Annotated in this window: 13 protein-coding genes; 3 read left to right on the top strand and 10 right to left on the bottom strand. The window is 72.5% G+C overall.

All coding sequences use genetic code 11. The features are described 5' to 3' along the window. Positions 1 to 62 precede the first annotated feature (62 nt). The 8 genes from ACWD1Z_RS10845 to ACWD1Z_RS10810 all read right to left on the bottom strand — a co-directional run bounded on the left by ACWD1Z_RS10845 (position 63) and on the right by ACWD1Z_RS10810 (position 10,115). Entirely contained in the window at positions 63 to 680 is a 618-nt protein-coding gene (locus ACWD1Z_RS10845) for a TetR/AcrR family transcriptional regulator (RefSeq protein ID WP_451117459.1), read from the bottom strand. Continuing rightward, positions 668 to 1,402 carry an enoyl-CoA hydratase family protein gene (locus tag ACWD1Z_RS10840; protein WP_451117458.1) on the bottom strand — a complete coding sequence of 245 codons (735 nt, stop codon included), beginning with the start codon at positions 1,400 to 1,402 and terminating at the stop codon, positions 668 to 670. The genes ACWD1Z_RS10845 and ACWD1Z_RS10840 overlap by 13 nt, the downstream gene beginning before the upstream one ends. Continuing rightward, the gene (locus ACWD1Z_RS10835; RefSeq protein WP_451117456.1) at positions 1,399 to 2,967 is read right to left on the bottom strand and encodes a 4-coumarate--CoA ligase family protein; all 1,569 of its coding nucleotides are present in this window, start codon (positions 2,965 to 2,967) and stop codon (positions 1,399 to 1,401) included. Before ACWD1Z_RS10835 ends, ACWD1Z_RS10840 begins: the two co-directional genes overlap by 4 nt. A gap of 17 nt (positions 2,968 to 2,984) precedes the next feature. Continuing rightward, positions 2,985 to 4,118: an acyl-CoA dehydrogenase family protein gene (locus tag ACWD1Z_RS10830; RefSeq protein ID WP_451117455.1), complete on the bottom strand. Its 1,134-nt coding sequence runs from the start codon at positions 4,116 to 4,118 to the stop codon at positions 2,985 to 2,987. Between the two features lie 82 nt (positions 4,119 to 4,200). Next, positions 4,201 to 6,045: an ATP-binding protein gene (locus tag ACWD1Z_RS10825; protein ID WP_451117454.1), complete on the bottom strand. Its 1,845-nt coding sequence runs from the start codon at positions 6,043 to 6,045 to the stop codon at positions 4,201 to 4,203. 10 nt (positions 6,046 to 6,055) lie between these two features. Then, positions 6,056 to 7,654, bottom strand: coding sequence for an acyl-CoA carboxylase subunit beta (locus ACWD1Z_RS10820; RefSeq protein WP_451117452.1), 1,599 nt, complete (start codon positions 7,652 to 7,654; stop codon positions 6,056 to 6,058). Next, a complete protein-coding gene (locus ACWD1Z_RS10815) occupies positions 7,651 to 9,324 on the bottom strand; it encodes an acyclic terpene utilization AtuA family protein (RefSeq protein ID WP_451117450.1) in 1,674 nt (557 codons plus the stop codon). The genes ACWD1Z_RS10820 and ACWD1Z_RS10815 overlap by 4 nt, the downstream gene beginning before the upstream one ends. Then, the gene (locus ACWD1Z_RS10810; protein WP_451117448.1) at positions 9,321 to 10,115 is read right to left on the bottom strand and encodes a TIGR03084 family metal-binding protein; all 795 of its coding nucleotides are present in this window, start codon (positions 10,113 to 10,115) and stop codon (positions 9,321 to 9,323) included. The genes ACWD1Z_RS10815 and ACWD1Z_RS10810 overlap by 4 nt, the downstream gene beginning before the upstream one ends. A gap of 120 nt (positions 10,116 to 10,235) precedes the next feature. On the opposite strand from ACWD1Z_RS10810, the gene ACWD1Z_RS10805 reads away from it, so the two are divergent. Together ACWD1Z_RS10805 and ACWD1Z_RS10800 are read left to right on the top strand one after the other, a co-directional pair. Then, positions 10,236 to 11,084 carry a helix-turn-helix domain-containing protein gene (locus ACWD1Z_RS10805; RefSeq protein WP_451117446.1) on the top strand — a complete coding sequence of 283 codons (849 nt, stop codon included), beginning with the start codon at positions 10,236 to 10,238 and terminating at the stop codon, positions 11,082 to 11,084. Next, a complete protein-coding gene (locus ACWD1Z_RS10800) occupies positions 11,044 to 11,322 on the top strand; it encodes a DUF397 domain-containing protein (protein WP_451117444.1) in 279 nt (92 codons plus the stop codon). The genes ACWD1Z_RS10805 and ACWD1Z_RS10800 overlap by 41 nt, the downstream gene beginning before the upstream one ends. Before the next feature lie 11 nt (positions 11,323 to 11,333). Here the strand turns inward: ACWD1Z_RS10800 and ACWD1Z_RS10795 are convergent, their stop codons facing one another. Next, a complete protein-coding gene (locus ACWD1Z_RS10795) occupies positions 11,334 to 12,272 on the bottom strand; it encodes an EamA family transporter (protein WP_451117443.1) in 939 nt (312 codons plus the stop codon). An 82-nt stretch (positions 12,273 to 12,354) separates the two neighbouring features. After that, positions 12,355 to 15,228 carry an FAD-binding and (Fe-S)-binding domain-containing protein gene (locus ACWD1Z_RS10790; protein ID WP_451117441.1) on the bottom strand — a complete coding sequence of 958 codons (2,874 nt, stop codon included), beginning with the start codon at positions 15,226 to 15,228 and terminating at the stop codon, positions 12,355 to 12,357. Between the two features lie 79 nt (positions 15,229 to 15,307). Between ACWD1Z_RS10790 and serC the strand changes: the two genes are divergently transcribed. Continuing rightward, entirely contained in the window at positions 15,308 to 16,426 is a 1,119-nt protein-coding gene (gene serC, locus ACWD1Z_RS10785) for a phosphoserine transaminase (protein WP_451117439.1), read from the top strand. Positions 16,427 to 16,480 lie beyond the last annotated feature (54 nt).

Raw genomic sequence — 16,480 nt, 5'->3', positions numbered from 1 at the left:
GTGCCGGACAGCGTCCCGTCCAGCAGGCGGGTCAGGTCCCAGGTCAGTCCCCAGGTCAGTCCCTAAGGGGTCCCGCCCAGCGTCCCGTCCAGCAGGGCGGCCCACTGCGCCACGACTCGCTCGCGCCGCCCCTGGTCGTCCGTCAGCAGGTTCGCCAGCCCCAGCCCCCGGGCCATGTCGAGCAGCCCCTGCACGGTCTCCCGCACCCCCGGCGCGGACTCGTCCGCCCCGAGCAGCTCCACGGCGATACGGTGCGTCTCCCGGCCGACCCGGGCCTCCAGCTCGGTGACGCGCGGGCGCAGCTGCTCCTCGTTCGACGCGGCGACCCACAGATGCAGGGCGGCACGGAACAGGGGCCCGGTGTACAGGTCGACCAGCGCCGACACCACCGCCCGCCGGTCCTCCGCCGCGCCCGTCGGGAACAGCGCCCGCAGGGCCGTGGAGCGTTCCTCGGCGACGTATTCGACGGCGGCGGTGAACAGGTCCTCGCGGGTCGGGAAGTGGTGCTGGGCGGCGCCCCGGGAGACCCCGGCGCGCTCGGCGACGACGGACACCGTGGAGCCCGCCCAGCCGTGTTCGGCGAGACAGGCCACGGCGGCCTCCAGGAGCCGCTGCCGGGTCGCCCGGCTGCGGTCCTGCTTGGGAACGCGGTCGCGTTCGGCCGTACTCACACCACCCATGAGGGATCCCGTCGCTCCAGGAAGGCCGTCATCCCCTCGCGGGCCTGCGGGGCGGAGAACAGCCGGGCCGAGAGCGCGGTGAGGTCGGCCGCGTCCCGGTCGAATGACTCCAGCACCCTAGCCGTGAGCAGCCGCTTGGTCTCGGCCAGGGCCTCGGGGGCGGAGCGCCGCAGGCCGTCGAGGACGGGCTCCAGTACGGCGTCCACGTCGTCCCCGGCGGCCGTCAGCAGGCCGATCCGGGCCGCCTCGGGGGCGTCGAAGCGCTCGCCGGTGAGGTAGTAGCGGGCGAGGGCGCGGGGGTCCGTGCGCGGCAGCAGCGGGAGCGAGATGACCGCGGGGGCCACCCCGATCCGTACTTCCGTGAACGCGAAGGTCGCCGAGTGCGCGGCGGCCGCGATGTCGCAGGCGGCCATCAGGCCCAGGCCGCCCGCGCGTACGTGGCCGGTGACGCGGGCGACGACGGGCCGGGGCAGTTCGACGATCCGCCGCAGCAGGCCGACCAGCGCGTCCGGGTGGGGCGGGTCGCGCAGGTCGGCGCCCGCGCTGAAGGTGTTGCCGGTGTGGGTGAGGACGACCGCGCGGACGGCCGGGTCCTCGGCGCAGTCGGTGAGCGCGTCGGTGAGTTCGCCGACCAGCTTGGCCGACAGGGCGTTGCGGTTGTCCGGCGAGTCGAGGGTGAGCGTGTGGACGCCCCGCGCGCGTGTACGGCCGATCAGTGTCACGCGCGCTCCCTGAGCTCGCGCCGCAGGATCTTCCCTGAGGCGGCCCGGGGCACGCCGTCGATGAAGGAGACCTGGCGGATCCGCTTGTAGGGGGCGACGCGTTCGGCGACGTGCATCATGACCTCCCCCTCGGAGAGGTCCGCGGCCGACGGCTGGCGGACGACGTACGCGCGGGGGACCTCGTTGCCGTTGTCGTCGGGGACGCCGATGACGGCGGCGTCGGCGATGCCGGGGTGGGTCAGCAGCAGTGCCTCCAGTTCGGCGGGGGCCACCTGGAAGCCCTTGTACTTGATGAGCTCCTTGACCCGGTCGACGACGAACAGCCAGCCGTCGGTGTCGACCCGGCCGACGTCGCCGGTGTGCAGCCAGCCCTCCTCGTCGATCATCGCGGCGGTGTCCTCGGGGCGCTTGAGGTAGCCCTTCATCACCTGCGGGCCCCGGATCAGGATCTCGCCGGCCTCGCCGACGTCCAGGTCCTTGCCGGGGTCGTCGAGGGAGACGATCCGCATCTCGGTGCCGGCGATGAGCTTGCCGACGGTGCCGGGGGGCGCCTCGCGCATGCTCTCCAGGGGTACGACATGGGTGCCGGGGGACAGTTCGGTCATGCCGTACGCCTGGCCGATCGGGGGCAGGTTCAGGCGCCGTGAGCAGGCCGCGGCGAGCTGGGCGTCCAGGGGGGCGGCGGCGCTGACGATGTGCCTCAGGGACGACAGGTCGTACTGGGCGACCAGGGGGTGCTTGGCGAGGGCGAGGACGATCGGAGGGGCCACGAACAGGTCGGTGATGCGGTGGTCCTGGATGGCCGCGAGGAAGGTCTCCAGCTCGAAGCGGGGCAGGACGACGACCGTGGCGCCTTTTCTGAGGGGGGCGTTCATGAGGGCGGTGAGGCCGTAGACGTGGAAGAAGGGCAGGACGGCGAGGATGCGGTCGCCGGGTTTCGCCGGTATCGACGGTTCGAGCTGGGCGAGGTTGGTGGCGATCTGCCGGTGCGTGAGCATCACGCCCTTGGGGACACCGGTCGTGCCGGAGGAGTAGGGCAGCGCGGCGATGTCCTCGGCGGGGTCGATGTCGACCTGCGGTTCGGGGGCGGTGGAGGCGAGCATGTCGATCAGCGAGCGGTGGCCGGGCGCGCTGTCGCAGACGAGGATCTCCTCGATGCCGCCCGCGAGTCCGGCGGCCCGCCGGGCGACCTCCAGCAGCGGGGAGACGGTGACGATCCAGCGGGCCTCCGCGTCCTTCAGCTGCTTGGCGAACTCCTCGGGCGTGGCGAGCGGGTGCACGGTGGTGACGGAGGCACCCGCGCGCGTGGCGGCGTAGAAGGCGGTCGGGAAGGCCACCGTGTTGGGGCTGTGCAGGGCGAGGACGTCACCCTTGCGGACCCCCGCCTCGGCCAGCGCGGCCGCGATGCGCCGGTGGAAGTGGTCCACCTGCGCGTAGGTGAGGGTCATGCCGTTCGTACCGTCGATCAGCGCGGGCGTGTCGCCGAACTCGGCGGCCCTGCCGAGCACGGCGTCGTGGATGGGGAGTTCGACGGGCGGGACGTCTGCGTACTCGCTGCGGAACATCGTTCCTCCAAGACGGCCTAGTACGACTTGGGCAGGCCCAGGGTCTGGTGGGAGACGTAGTTGAGGATCATCTCCCGGCTCACCGGGGCGATGCGGGCCACGCGCGCGGCGGTGATCAGGGACGCGAGCCCGAATTCGCGCGTGAGGCCGTTCCCGCCGAGCGTGTGCACGGCCTGGTCGACCGCCTTCACACAGGCTTCCCCGGCCGCGTACTTGGCCATGTTGGCGGCCTCCCCGGCCCCCATGTCGTCGCCGGCGTCGTACAGATGGGCCGCCTTCTGCATCATCAGGCGGGCCAGTTCCAGCTCGATGTGCGCCTGCGCGAGGGGGTGCGCGATGGCCTGGTGGGAGCCGATCGGGGCCTTCCAGACGGTGCGGTCGCGGGCGTACGCGATCGCTTGCGCGAGGGCGTAGCGGCCCATGCCGATCGCGAACGCGGCGGTCATGACGCGTTCGGGGTTGAGCCCGGCGAACAGCTGGAGGAGTCCCGCGTCCTCGTCGCCGACGAGCGCGTCGGCGGGGAGCCGTACGTCGTCCAGGGTCAGCTCGAACTGCTTCTCGGCGGCGTTGAGTTCCATGTCGATCTGCCGCCGTCGGAAGCCTTCGGCGTCGCGCGGGACGATGAACAGGCAGGGCTTGAGGTTGCCGGTGCGGGCGTCCGCGGTGCGGCCGACGATGAGGGTCGCGTCCGCGATGTCGACGCCGGAGATGAAGACCTTGCGGCCGGTGAGCAGCCAGTCGGCGCCGTCCCGGCGGGCGGTGGTGGTGATGCGGTGGCTGTTGGAACCGGCGTCGGGTTCGGTGATGCCGAAGGCCATGGTGCGGGTGCCGTCGGCGAGGGCGGGGAGCCACTCCTGTTTTTGGGCGTCTGTTCCGAAGCGGGCGATCACTGTGCCGCAGATGGCGGGGGAGACGACCATCATGAGGAGGGGGCAGCCGGCGGCACCCAACTCCTCCAGCACGATGGAGAGTTCGGCGATGCCGCCGCCTCCGCCGCCGTATTCCTCCGGCAGGTTGACGCCGAGGTAGCCGAGTTTGGCTGCGTCTTCCCAGAGGGCTTTGCGGTCGTAGTGGCGGCCGTGGCGTTTGCCGAGGGCGGCGACGGCTGATCGGAGGGCCTTGTGTTCTTCGGATTCGAGGGTGGGGTGCATGGGGATCCTTCCCGGGTGCGGGTCTTGTGTGGTTGCTCGCGCCCACGCGGCGGTAGCCGCAAATTGACACGGCCCCGCGCCCCTAGGTGGGCTCGACGACCGCCAGCAGAGCGCCCACCGTCACCTGTTGTCCGCGCACGGCCTGCAAGGCCGTCAGCGTTCCCGTGACCGGTGCTGTGATCTTGTGTTCCATCTTCATCGCCTCCAGCCACAGCAGGGGCTCTCCGGCCCGTACGGCGGCTCCTACGGCCAGTCCGTCCGCGAGGCGGACGACCGTGCCCGGCATGGGGGCGAGGAGGGAGCCCGGGGCGAGCTGGGCCGTGGGATCGGGGAAGCGGGGCAGGGGTTTCAGGGCCGTGTCGTTGACGTACAGGGCGTCGCCGTAGCGCGCCACCTCGAACCTGCGCTGTACGCCGTCCACTTCGAGTACGACCCGGCCGGCGCCCGTCTGTACGACGCGTACGCCGTCCGCCTCCAGGCCCGCCCTGGTGTGGCGGTAGCGGACCTCGTGCTCCTCGCCCGCCATGGCGTAGCGCTTGATCTGCGGCTGGGAGGGCACGTTGCGCCAGCCGCCGAAGCGGGAGCCCGTGCGGTGGGCGTCGGCCAGGGCGGCGGCCAGGGGGGCGTGCGGGTCGGGGGCGGGGTCGGTGAGGGCGGGGAGGTGGCGGTCGTAGAAGCCGGTGTTCATCCGGGCCGTGGTGAACTCCTCGTGGCGCAGGGAGCGGACGAGGAGGTCGCGGTTGGTGACCGGGCCGTGGATCGTGGCCCTCTCCAGGGCGCCCGCGAGTTTTCGGAGCGCGCCCGCGCGGGTGGGGGCGTGGGCGATCAGCTTGGCGAGCATCGGGTCGTAGTGGACGCCGATCTCGTCGCCGTCGCCGTAGCCGCTGTCCAGGCGCACGCCGTCGGGGACGGCGAGCCGGTGCAGGGTGCCGGTCTGCGGGGCCCAGTCGCGGGCCGGGTCCTCGGCGTAGAGGCGGGCCTCGATCGCGTGGCCACGCGCGCGTGGGGGCTCGTCGGCGAGGGGCTGCCCCTCGGCGACGCTCAGTTGCAGGGCGACCAGGTCGACGCCGAACACGGCTTCGGTCACGGGGTGTTCGACCTGGAGGCGGGTGTTCATCTCCAGGAAGTGCGCGGTGTCGTCGGCGACGAGGAACTCGACGGTGCCCGCGCCGACGTAGCGGACGGCACGCGCGGCGCGTACGGCCAGCGTGCGCAGCTGCTCCTCGAGCCGGTCCGAGAGGCCGGGTGCCGGTGCCTCCTCGACGACCTTCTGGTGGCGGCGCTGGAGGGAGCAGTCGCGGGTGCCGAGCGCCCACACCGTGCCGTGCGTGTCCGCGAGCACCTGCACCTCGACGTGCCGGCCGTGCTCCACATAGGGCTCGACGAAGACCTCGCCGTCGCCGAAGGCGCTGGTGGCCTCCGCGCGGGCGGCCTCCAGGGCGGCGTCGAGTTCGTCGAGGCGGCGCACGATCCGCATCCCGCGCCCCCCGCCGCCCGCGGCGGCCTTCACGAGGACCGGCAGGTCGCCCGACGTGACCTCGCCCAGCGGCGCGAGCCCCATCAGCTCCTTCGCGCGGGTCTTGGAGGCCATCGCCTCGATGGCCTCCGGCGGCGGCCCGATCCAGATCAGGCCCGCGTCCAGCACGGCACGCGCGAAGCCGGCGTTCTCGGAGAGGAAGCCGTAGCCGGGGTGCACGGCGTCCGCGCCGGCCGCGACGGCGGCCTTCACGATCAGATCGCCGCGCAGGTACGTCTCGGCGGGCGTCGCCCCCGGCAGCCGTACCGCGGTGTCGGCCACGCGCGTGTGGAGGGCGTTGTCGTCGGCGTCCGAGTGCACGGCGACGGTCCGGATCCCCGCCTCGTGGCAGGTGCGGAAGACCCGGCAGGCGATCTCGCCCCGGTTGGCGACGAGTACAGAAGTGATCACTGCTGATCCCTCACATCCGGAAGACGCCGAAGCCACCGCGCGCGCCCTGGTAGGGCGCCGTGTGGACGGCGGACAGGCACAGGCCGAGCACGGTGCGGGTGTCGCGCGGGTCGATGACGCCGTCGTCGTACAGCCGCCCGGACAGGAACATGGGCAGCGACTCGGACTCGATCTGCTGCTCCACCATGGCCCGCAGGGCCGCGTCCCCCTCGTCGTCGTACGGCAGCCCTTTGGCGGCCGCCGACTGGCGGGCGACGATGGACAGGACACCGGCGAGCTGCTGGGGGCCCATGACGGCCGACTTGGCGCTGGGCCAGGCGAACAGGAAGCGCGGATCGTAGGCCCGCCCGCACATGCCGTAGTGTCCGGCGCCGTAGGAGGCCCCCAGGAGCACGGACAGGTGCGGGACGCGGGAGTTGGACACCGCGTTGATCATCATCGCGCCGTGCTTGATGATCCCGCCCTGCTCGTACTCCTTGCCGACCATGTAGCCGGTGGTGTTGTGCAGGAAGAGGAGCGGGATGTCCCGCTGGTTCGCCAGCTGGATGAACTGGGCGGCCTTCTGCGACTCCGCGCTGAACAGCACGCCCTGGGCGTTGGCGAGGATGCCGACCGGGTAACCGTGCAGCCGTGCCCACCCGGTGGCCAGGCTCGTCCCGTACAGCGGCTTGAACTCGTCGAAGTCGGAGGCGTCGACGATGCGGGCGATGACCTCACGCGGGTCGAAGGGTGTGCGCAGGTCGCCCGGGACGATGCCGAGCAGTTCCTCGGCGTCGTACTCGGGCGGCTCGGCCGGCCCCGGATCCGGGTACGCCTTGCGGTGGTTGAGCCGGGCGACGACCCGGCGCGCCTGCCGCAACGCGTCCCGCTCGTCCACGGCGAAGTAGTCCGCGAGCCCCGACACGCGCGCGTGCATCTCGGCGCCGCCCAGCGACTCGTCGTCGCTCTCCTCACCGGTGGCCATCTTGACCAGCGGGGGCCCGCCGAGGAACACCTTGGCGCGCTCCTTGACCATGATCACGTGGTCGGACATGCCGGGGACGTAGGCGCCGCCGGCGGTGGAGTTGCCGAAGACGACGGCGACGGTGGGGATCCCGGCGGCGGACAGCCGGGTCAGGTCGCGGAAGATGGCCCCGCCGGGGATGAAGATCTCCTTCTGGGACGGGAGGTCGGCGCCGCCGGACTCCACCAGGCTGATGCAGGGCAGCCGGTTGGCGAGCGCGATGTCGTTTGCGCGCAGGGCCTTCTTCAGCGACCAGGGGTTGCTGGCACCCCCGCGCACGGTCGGATCGTTGGCGGTGATCAGGCACTCCACGCCCTCGACGACCCCGATGCCGGTGACGAGGGAGGCGCCGACGGCGTAGTCGCTCCCCCAGGCGGCCAGCGGGGACAGCTCCAGGAAGGGCGTGTCGGGATCGAGCAGCAGCTCGATGCGCTCCCGCGCGAGGAGCTTGCCGCGCTTGCGGTGCCGCTCGACGTACTTCTCGCCGCCGCCCGCGAGGGCCTTGGCGTGCTCGGCGTCGAGGTCGGCGAGCTTGGCGAGCATGGCCTCGCGATGGGCCCGGTAGTCGCCGCCCCGGGGGTCGAGGGCGGTGCTGAGAACCGTCACAGGAGGGCCTCCGGTATGTCCAGGTGCCGGGAGCGCAGCCACTCGCCGAGCGCCTTGGCCTGCGGGTCGAAACGGTGCTGGGCGGCGACTCCGGCGCCGAGGATGCCCTCGACGACGAAGTTCAGGGCACGCAGTGCGGGGAGCGCGTGGCGGCGCACGGGCAGCTCCGCGCACTCGGGGAGCAGTTCCCGGAACCGGTCGACGGTCAGCTCGTGCGCGAGCCAGCGCCATGCCTCGTCGGTGCGCACCCACACGCCCACGTTGGCGTTGCCGCCCTTGTCGCCGCTGCGGGCCCCGGCGACGAGGCCGAGCGGGGCGCGGGTACGGGGTCCGGATACCGGCGGGTCGGGAAGCGCGGGCTCCGGCAGGTCGTCGAGTACGCGGGTGTCCTGGGGCGGCGCCACATGGATCCGCCGGCCGTCATGGAGGACGGCCACATGTGCGGCGGCGCCATGGGGGACGTACACATCCTCGAAGACCCCGTAGGGAGCGCCCTTTCCGGGTGGTGCGAGCACATGGAACCCGGGGTAGCTGGCGAGGGCGAGTTCGATGGCGGCCCCGCTGAGCGCCCGCCCGACGGCCGTCTGGTCCGGGTCCCGGACGACGAGCCGGAGCAGGGCGCTGGCCGTCTCCTCGGTCGGGGCGTCGGCCCGGTCGGTACGGACGAGATCCCACCGGGCCTCGGCGGGCGGCGACTTGGCCAGCGCGTCGGTCAGCTGCGCGCGCACCAGCTCGGCCTTGGCCTCGATGTCGAGCCCGGTGAGCACGAAGACGACCTCGTTGCGGAACCCGCCGAGCCGGTTGACGCCGACCTTGAGGGTGGGCGGCGGGGCCTCGCCGCGCACCGGGCCGATGCGGACGCGGTCGGGGCCGTCCTGGGAGAGCCGGACGGTGTCCAGCCGGGCGGTGACGTCGGGCCCGGCGTACCGGGCGCCGGAGGTCTCGTACAGGAGCTGGGCGGTGACGGTGCCGATGTCGACGAAGCCGCCCGTGCCGGGGTGCTTGGTGATGACGGCGGTGCCGTCCTCGTGGATCTCGGCGAGCGGGAAGCCGGGCCGGCGGACGTCCCGGCCCTGGAAGAAGGCGTAGTTCCCGCCGGTGGCCTGCGCCCCGCACTCCAGCACATGTCCGGCGACGACGGCGCCCGCCAGCCGGTCGTGGTCCGTGGGGGCCCAGCCGAAGTGCGCGGCGGCGGGCCCGGTGACCAGGGCCGCGTCGGTGACCCGTCCGGTGACGACGACGTCGGCGCCCTCCCGGAGGCAGGCGGCGATGCCGAAGCCGCCGAGGTAGGCGTGCGCGGCGAGGCTGCCGGGGTGGGCGGCGGTGAGGTCGTCGCCCTCGACGTGGGCGACCCGCACGGGGATGCCGAGCCGGTCGGCCAGTTCCCGTACGGCGGCGGCGAGTCCGGCGGGGTTGAGCCCACCGGCGTTGGTGACGATCCGCACGCCCCGCTCGCGGGCGAGCCCGAGGCACTCCTCCAGCTGCCGCAGGAAGGTGCGCGCGTATCCGGCGCCGGGGTCCTTGAGCCGGTCGCGTCCCAGGATGAGCATGGTCAGCTCGGCGAGGTAGTCGCCGGTGAGGACGTCGAGTTCACCGCCGGTGAGCATCTCGCGCATGGCGTCGAAACGGTCGCCGTAGAACCCGGAGGCGTTGCCGATACGGAGGGTCACGCGGCGTCTCCCTCGGGCTCCCGATCGGCACCGGGCGGCCCGGCGAAGGCCTGGGCGATGTCCAGCCACCGCTCGGCGTCCTCCCCCTCGGCCCGCACCGCGAGGTCGGCCCGGTGGGCACGCCGGGTGACCAGCAGGCAGAAGTCGTGGGCGGGCCCGGTGACTCGCTGAGGGGCGCCTTCGGGGCCGTAGGCCCACACCTCACCGCTGGGAGCGGCGAGTTCGACGCGGAACTCCTCGGCGGGCGGGGTGAGTCCGCGGATCGCGAAGGCGTAGTCGCGGGCGCGCACACCGATGCGGGCCACATGCCGGAGGCGGTCGGTGGGTGTGCGCACCACACCCAACGCGTCCGCCACGTCCTGGCCGTGGGCCCAGGTCTCCATCAGACGGGCGCTCGCCATGGAGGCGGCGGCCATGGGCGGGCCGTACCAGGGGAAACGGGCACCGTCCGGGGCGGCGCGCAGGGCGTCGTCCAGGGCCTTACGTCCGGCGCGCCACGCGGCGAGGATCTCGGCGGGCGGTTTCTTCGCCCCCTCCTCGGCGCCCTCGTCGACGAAGGTCTCGGGCGCGGCGAGCGCCTTCTCGACCTCCTTGGCGAAGGCGTCGGCGTCGGTGACGGCGAGCAGGGCGGCGTGATCGGTCCAGGCGAGGTGAGCGATCTGGTGGGCGACGGTCCAACGGGGGGCGGGCGTGGCGAGGGACCACTGGTCCGGGCTCAACTCGGCTACCAGCCGGTCGAGTTCATCGCTCTCTGCACGCAGGTCGTCGAACACGGGCGTCGGGTCGGCCATGGGGTGGAGCATGGCAGTGGGCCGAGAATCAATCAAGCGTGCTTGCATGATTTCTTTTCCCGCAACTCCCGTACCCGTGCGCATCCTTGTGGCTACTCTCGGTGATTGGAGGTGGTCGCTGTGTCCAATATCCGGCAACTTGATCCGAGCGCGTCGCCCCTGGACTACTACGGCTACGAGCTGCGGCGGTCACGGGAGGCGGCGGGGCTGACGCTGGCGCAGCTGGGGTCGATCGTGTTCTGTACGGGGTCGTTGATCGGGCAGATCGAGACGGCGCTGAAGGTTCCGCAGCGGGAGTTCTCCGAGCGGGTGGATGCGGCGCTGGGGACGGGCGGGACGTTTTCGCGGCTGGTGGGGTTGGTTCTGCGGAGCCAGTTGCCTAGTTGGTTTCAGCCGATCGCTGACTTGGAGGCGAAGGCGACCTTTGTCTCCACGTATCAGGCGCAGCTGGTGTACGGCCTGCTACAGACGAAGGCGTACGCCCGCGCAGTCCTCAGCACGAGGGATGACGGGGACGTCGAGGACAAGGTAGCGGCGCGCCTGGAGCGCCAACGCATCCTGGACCGGGAGCAACCACCTGTCATGTGGGTGGTGTTGAGTGAGGCAGTCCTGCATCAGGAAGTTGGCAGCCGTGAGGTCATGCGCGAGCAACTGGCGCACTTGTTGACCCTGCAGAGGCGCAAGTGGCTGGAGATCCAGGTGCTGCCTTTCGGAGCGGGTGCACACACGGGCCTGATGGGCTCGTTCACCCTCCTTCGCTTCCACAACGACCCCGACATCGTCTACACGGAGGACTTCGTTCAGGGGCACATGACGGCCAATCCTGAAGCCGTCAGGGAGGGTTCGGTCCGTTACGATCATCTGCAAGCGGCCGCCCTCTCCGTGGACGACTCGGCGGCCCTCATCGCCCGTGTGATGGAGGAACGGTATGGAATCGAACCTGAACGTGACGGGCACGACCTGGCGTAAGTCGACGTACAGCGGAAGCACGGGCGGCGACTGCGTCGAGTGCGCGCCCCTCGGGGCTGCCACCTGGCGCAAGTCGTCGTACAGCGGCGACACCGGAGGCGAATGTGTCGAAGTCGCCGACCTCGTCCCCCACATAGCGATCCGCGACTCCAAGAACCCCGCCCACGGAACTCTCACCGTCACCCCCGAGACCTTCACCCGGTTCGTTTCCGCGACCGCTGCCGGCGTCTTCGGCTGATCCGGACCGGTTCAGGCCTCGGGCGCCACCCTCGGCGTCTTCGCCCTCCCCCGTCCCACCTGTGTCCGTACCGCGCCCATGCTTGCCGCGATGACCAGGGCGATGGCGATCGCCTCCGTCGTGGCGAGGGCCTGGTCGAGGATGAAGAAGCCGGCCGTCGCGGCGATGGCCGGTTCCAGGCTCATCAGGATGGCGAAGGTGGAGGCGGGCAGGCGTCGTAGCGCCAGGAGTTCGAGGGTGTAGGGGAGCACCGAGGACAGGATCGCCACCGCCGCTCCCAGCGCGATCGTCACCGGCTCCAGGAGCTTCCCGCCCGACTCCGCCACCCCCAGCGGCAGGAACAGCACCGCCGCCACCACCATCGCCAGCGCGAGTCCGTCCGCCTGCGGGAAGCGCCGGCCCGTACGCGCGCTGAAGATGATGTACGCCGCCCACATGGCCCCGGCGCCCAGGGCGTAGGCGACGCCCACGGGGTCCAGGCTGCTGAAGCCTCCCCCGCCGAGGAGGAAGACGCCCGCGAGTGCGAGACCGGCCCAAACCAGGTTCACCGCCCGGCGGGAGGCCAGGACCGACAGCGCCAGCGGGCCCAGCACCTCCAGCGTCACCGCGGGGCCCAGCGGGATCCGGGCCACCGCCTGGTAGAAGAGGCCGTTCATCGCGGCCATGGTGATGCCGAAGACGACGACCGTCCCCCAGTCGGTGCGGGAGTGGCCGCGCACGCGCGGGCGGCAGATCAGCAGCAGGACCACCGCCGCCACCGCCAGCCGCAGCGTCACCACGCCCAGCGCGCCCGCCCTCGGCATCAGGGTCACCGCGAGGGCGCCGCCGAACTGGACCGAGATCCCCCCGGCGAAGACCAGCCCGACCGGACCGAGGGAACCCCCGCGGCGCGGCGCACCGGCCGGGGCGGGGGCGGCAGAGGCGGCGGTGGTCGGCGCTGGCGAGGTCACGGGCAGTCCTGGAGGCTCGGGTTATCGTTCATCGTGCTGTACTTCTGAGTCCAGGGTAGTGGACTATGTCAGGTGTGTGAAGCTAATTAGATACTGACCCCTGGTCCAGCCCTTCCGCCAGCACCTCCGCCAGATGCCGGCCCCGCACCCCCGCCAGCTGCTCCAGCTGAGTCCGGCAGGAGAACCCGTCGGCCAGGACCACCGCCCCCTCCGGGGCCTGCCGCACGGCCGGCAGGAGCTGGTCCTCCGCGCAGGCCGCCGACACCTCGGCGTGGCCCTTCTCGAAGCCGAAGTTGCCCGCGAGGCCGCAGCAGCCGCCGCTCAGTTCGCCGGAGAGCGTGGCGGCCTGGCGCAGGCGGCGGTCGGCCGCGTCCCCGAGGACCGCGTGCTGGTGGCAGTGGGTCTGGCCGGTGACCGGGCGGTCCACGTGGGGCGGGGTCCAGTCCGGGGCCAGGCGTTCCAGCGCCTCCGCGAAGGTCAGCACCTGGCCCGCCAGAACGGCCGCCCGCGGGTCGTCGTGCAGCAGCTCCGGCAGATCCGCGCGCAGGGCCGCCGCACAGCTCGGCTCCAGGACCACCAGCGGGACCCCGACCGCCAGTACCGGTTCCAGCAGGTCCAGCGTGGTGCGCAGCACCGTCCGGGCGCGGTCCAGCTGGCCCGTGGACAGGTACGTCAGCCCGCAGCACACCCTCCCCCGGCGCCCCGCCCCGAGCAGCGGCACCGCCCACCGCGTACGGCCGTCCCCCACCGGCCGCCCTCGCATCCGCAGGGTCGGCGGCAGCGCCACCCGCAGCCCCGCCGCCTCCAGCACCCGCACCGCCGCCCGTCCGACGGCGGGCGAGAGATGCTCGGTGAAGGTGTCCGGCCACAGGACCACCAGCGGGCCATCAGCACCCGCGGACCGCCTGCGCCGCCACCATCCGCTGAACGTCTGCGCGGCGACCCGGGGGATCTCCCGCTCCGCCGCCACCCCGCCGAGCCGCTTGCCCACCGACGCCAACACCGGCACGGACGCGAGCGAGTTGACGACCCGGGCCGCCCGCAGCCGCGCCACCCAGCGCAGCCACACCGGTAGCCGGCCCATCGTGTAGTGGGCCATCGGGCGCCGCCGCCCGGCGTAGTGGTGGTGCAGGAACTCCGCCTTGTACGTGGCCATGTCCACGCCGACCGGGCAGTCGGAGCGGCAGCCCTTGCAGGACAGGCACAGGTCGAGCGCGTCGCGGACCTCCGTCGAGCGCCAGCCGTCGGTGACGACCTCGCCCGCGAGCATCTCGTGCAGCAGCCGGGCCCGCCCGCGCGTGGAGTGCTCCTCCTCGCCCGTCGCGCGGAAGGAGGGGCACATGACGGCGGGACCGGTCGCCGCGGCCGTACGGCACTTGGCGACGCCGACGCAACGGCGTACGGCGGCGGAGAAGTCACCGGCGTCCGCGGGGTAGCCGAAGGCCACGTCGACGGGTTCGCGGGGCAGCACGGAGAAGCGCAGGCCGGAGTCCAGGGGGGCCGGGCGGACGAGCATGCCGGGGTTCAGCAGCCCGTCCGGGTCCCACACGTCCTTCGCCCGCTCGAACAGGCCGACCATCCGCTCGCCGTACATCCGCGGCAGCAGCTCCGCCCGCGCCTGTCCGTCCCCGTGCTCCCCGGACAGCGACCCGCCGTGCGCCACGACCAGGTCGGCGAGCTCCTCCGAGAAGCGCCGGAAGCGCCCGACGCCCGCCTCGGTGAGCAGGTCGAAGTCGATCCGGACGTGGATGCAGCCGTCCCCGAAGTGGCCGTACGGCGTGCCGCGCAGTCCGTGCTCGGTCAGCAGGGCGCGGAAGTCGCGCAGATACGGTCCCAGTCGCGCGGGCGGCACCGCGCAGTCCTCCCAGCCGGGCCACGCCTCGCTGCCGTCGGGCATCCGGGTCGCCGTACCGCTCGCGTCCTCACGGACGCGCCACAGGGCCCGCTGCCCGGCCGGGTCCGTGACGACCAGGCCGTCCACGGCGTCGGCGGCGCGCACGATGGTCTCCGCACGCGCGCGTGCCTCCTCGGGCGTCTCCCCGCCCGTCTCCACGAACAGCCAGGCGCCGCCCCGGGGCAGCGTGACCGCCGAGGGCACCAGGTCCGCGGCCATGCCCTCCACCGTCAGCGGGCCGTACGGCAGCAGCCCCGCCGCCGCCTCGGCCGCCGCCGTCTCGTGCGCGTATCCCAGGACCGCGAGGGCGCGCGCGGGTGGCGCCGCCACAAGGTCCACGACCGCCTCGGTCAGCACCCCGAGCGTGCCCTCGGAACCGCAGAAGGAACGGGCCACGTCGGCGCTGTTCTCCGGCAGCAGCGCGTCCAGGGCGTAGCCGGAGATGCGGCGGGGCAGCTCCGGGAACCCGGTGCGCAGCAGGGCGAGTTCGCCGTCCACCAGGCCGCGCAGCCCGTCCGGCGCCCCGGACCAGTCCCGGCCGAGCCGCAGCCGCCGCCCGCGCGCGGTGACGACGTCCAGTTCGCGCACGCTGTCCGCGGTCGTCCCCCAGGCCACCGAGTGCGCGCCGCAGGAGTTGTTGCCGATCATGCCGCCGAGCGTGCAGCGGCTGTGGGTGGAGGGGTCGGGGCCGAAGCGCAGGCCGTGCGGCGCGGCGGCCTCCTGGAGCCGGTCGAGGACAAGACCCGGCTGGACGACGGCGGTACGGCTCTCCGGGTCGAGGGAGACGAGACGGTTCAGGTACCGCGTGAAGTCCAGCACGACGCCGGTCCCGGTGGCCTGTCCGGCGATGGAGGTGCCGCCGCCGCGGGGGACGACGGGGACGGCGTGGGCCCGGCAGACCTCCAGCACGGCGGCCACGTCGTCGGCGTCGCGGGGTGCGACCACGCCGAGCGGGACGCGCCGGTAGTTGGACGCGTCCATGGTGACGAGCGCGCGAGCGGTGGCACCGAAACCGACGTCACCGCGGACAACCTTGCGCAGTTCGGCCTCCAGATCCGTCATGCCTCCACTCAACCAGCGAAACGTCTCAGCCGACGGACTGCATTTCGCCCCGGTTTCCCCCAGCCGCTAACCTCACCCCGTGGCTGAGATCCAGATTCCCTCTGACATCAAGCCCGCGGACGGACGTTTCGGCGCGGGCCCCTCCAAGGTGCGGACGGAGGCGCTGGACGCCCTCGCCGCGACCGGCACCTCCCTGCTGGGCACCTCTCACCGCCAGGCCCCGGTCAAGAACCTGGTCGGCCAGGTCCGCGAGGGCATCGGCGAGCTGTTCCAGCTCCCGGACGGCTACGAGGTCGTCCTCGGCAACGGCGGCTCGACCGCGTTCTGGGACATCGCCACCCACGGCCTGATCGAGAGCAAGTCGCAGCACCTCACCTTCGGTGAGTTCAGCTCGAAGTTCGCCAAGGCCGCGAAGCTCGCCCCCTGGCTGGCGGAGCCGACCGTCATCGCGAGCGACCCCGGCACGCACCCGGAGCCGCGGGCCGAGGCGGGCGTCGACGTCTACGCCTACACCCACAACGAGACCTCCACCGGTGTCGCCGCCCCCATCAAGCGGGTGGCCGGTGCCGACGAGGGCGCGCTCGTCCTGGTCGACGCCACCTCGGGCGCCGGCGGTCTGCCCGTCGACATCGCCGAGACGGACGTCTACTACTTCGCCCCGCAGAAGTCCTTCGCCTCCGACGGCGGCCTGTGGGTCGGCGTCTTCTCCCCGGCCGCGATCGAGCGCGCCGAGCGCGTCCACGCGTCCGGCCGGCACGTCCCGGAGTTCTTCAGCCTGCCGACGGCGATCGACAACTCCCGCAAGAACCAGACGTACAACACCCCGGCCCTGGCCACCCTCTTCCTGCTGAACCAGCAGCTGGAGTGGATCAACGGCCAGGGCGGTCTCGCCTGGTCCACGGCCCGTACGAAGGACTCCTCGACCCGGCTGTACGGCTGGGCGGAGGAGAGCAAGTACGCGACCCCGTTCGTCACGGACCCGGCCAAGCGCTCGCAGGTCATCGGCACGATCGACTTCTCCGACGAGATCGACGCCGCCGCCGTCGCCAAGGTGCTGCGCGCCAACGGCATCGTGGACACCGAGCCCTACCGCAAGCTCGGCCGCAACCAGCTGCGGATCGCGATGTTCCCGGCGATCGACCCGGCGGACGTCGAGGCGCTGACGAAGTGCGTCGACTACGTGATCGAGAAGCTGTAAGCAGTCTCCGTACGGCAGTGCAGGGCGCCCGGCGAACACCGCCGGGCGCCCTCT

This window comes from Streptomyces sp. NPDC002784 (assembly GCF_053592135.1).
The sequence above is the reverse complement of the archived record's forward strand: the minus strand, read 5'-3'. Positions and strand labels throughout refer to the sequence as shown.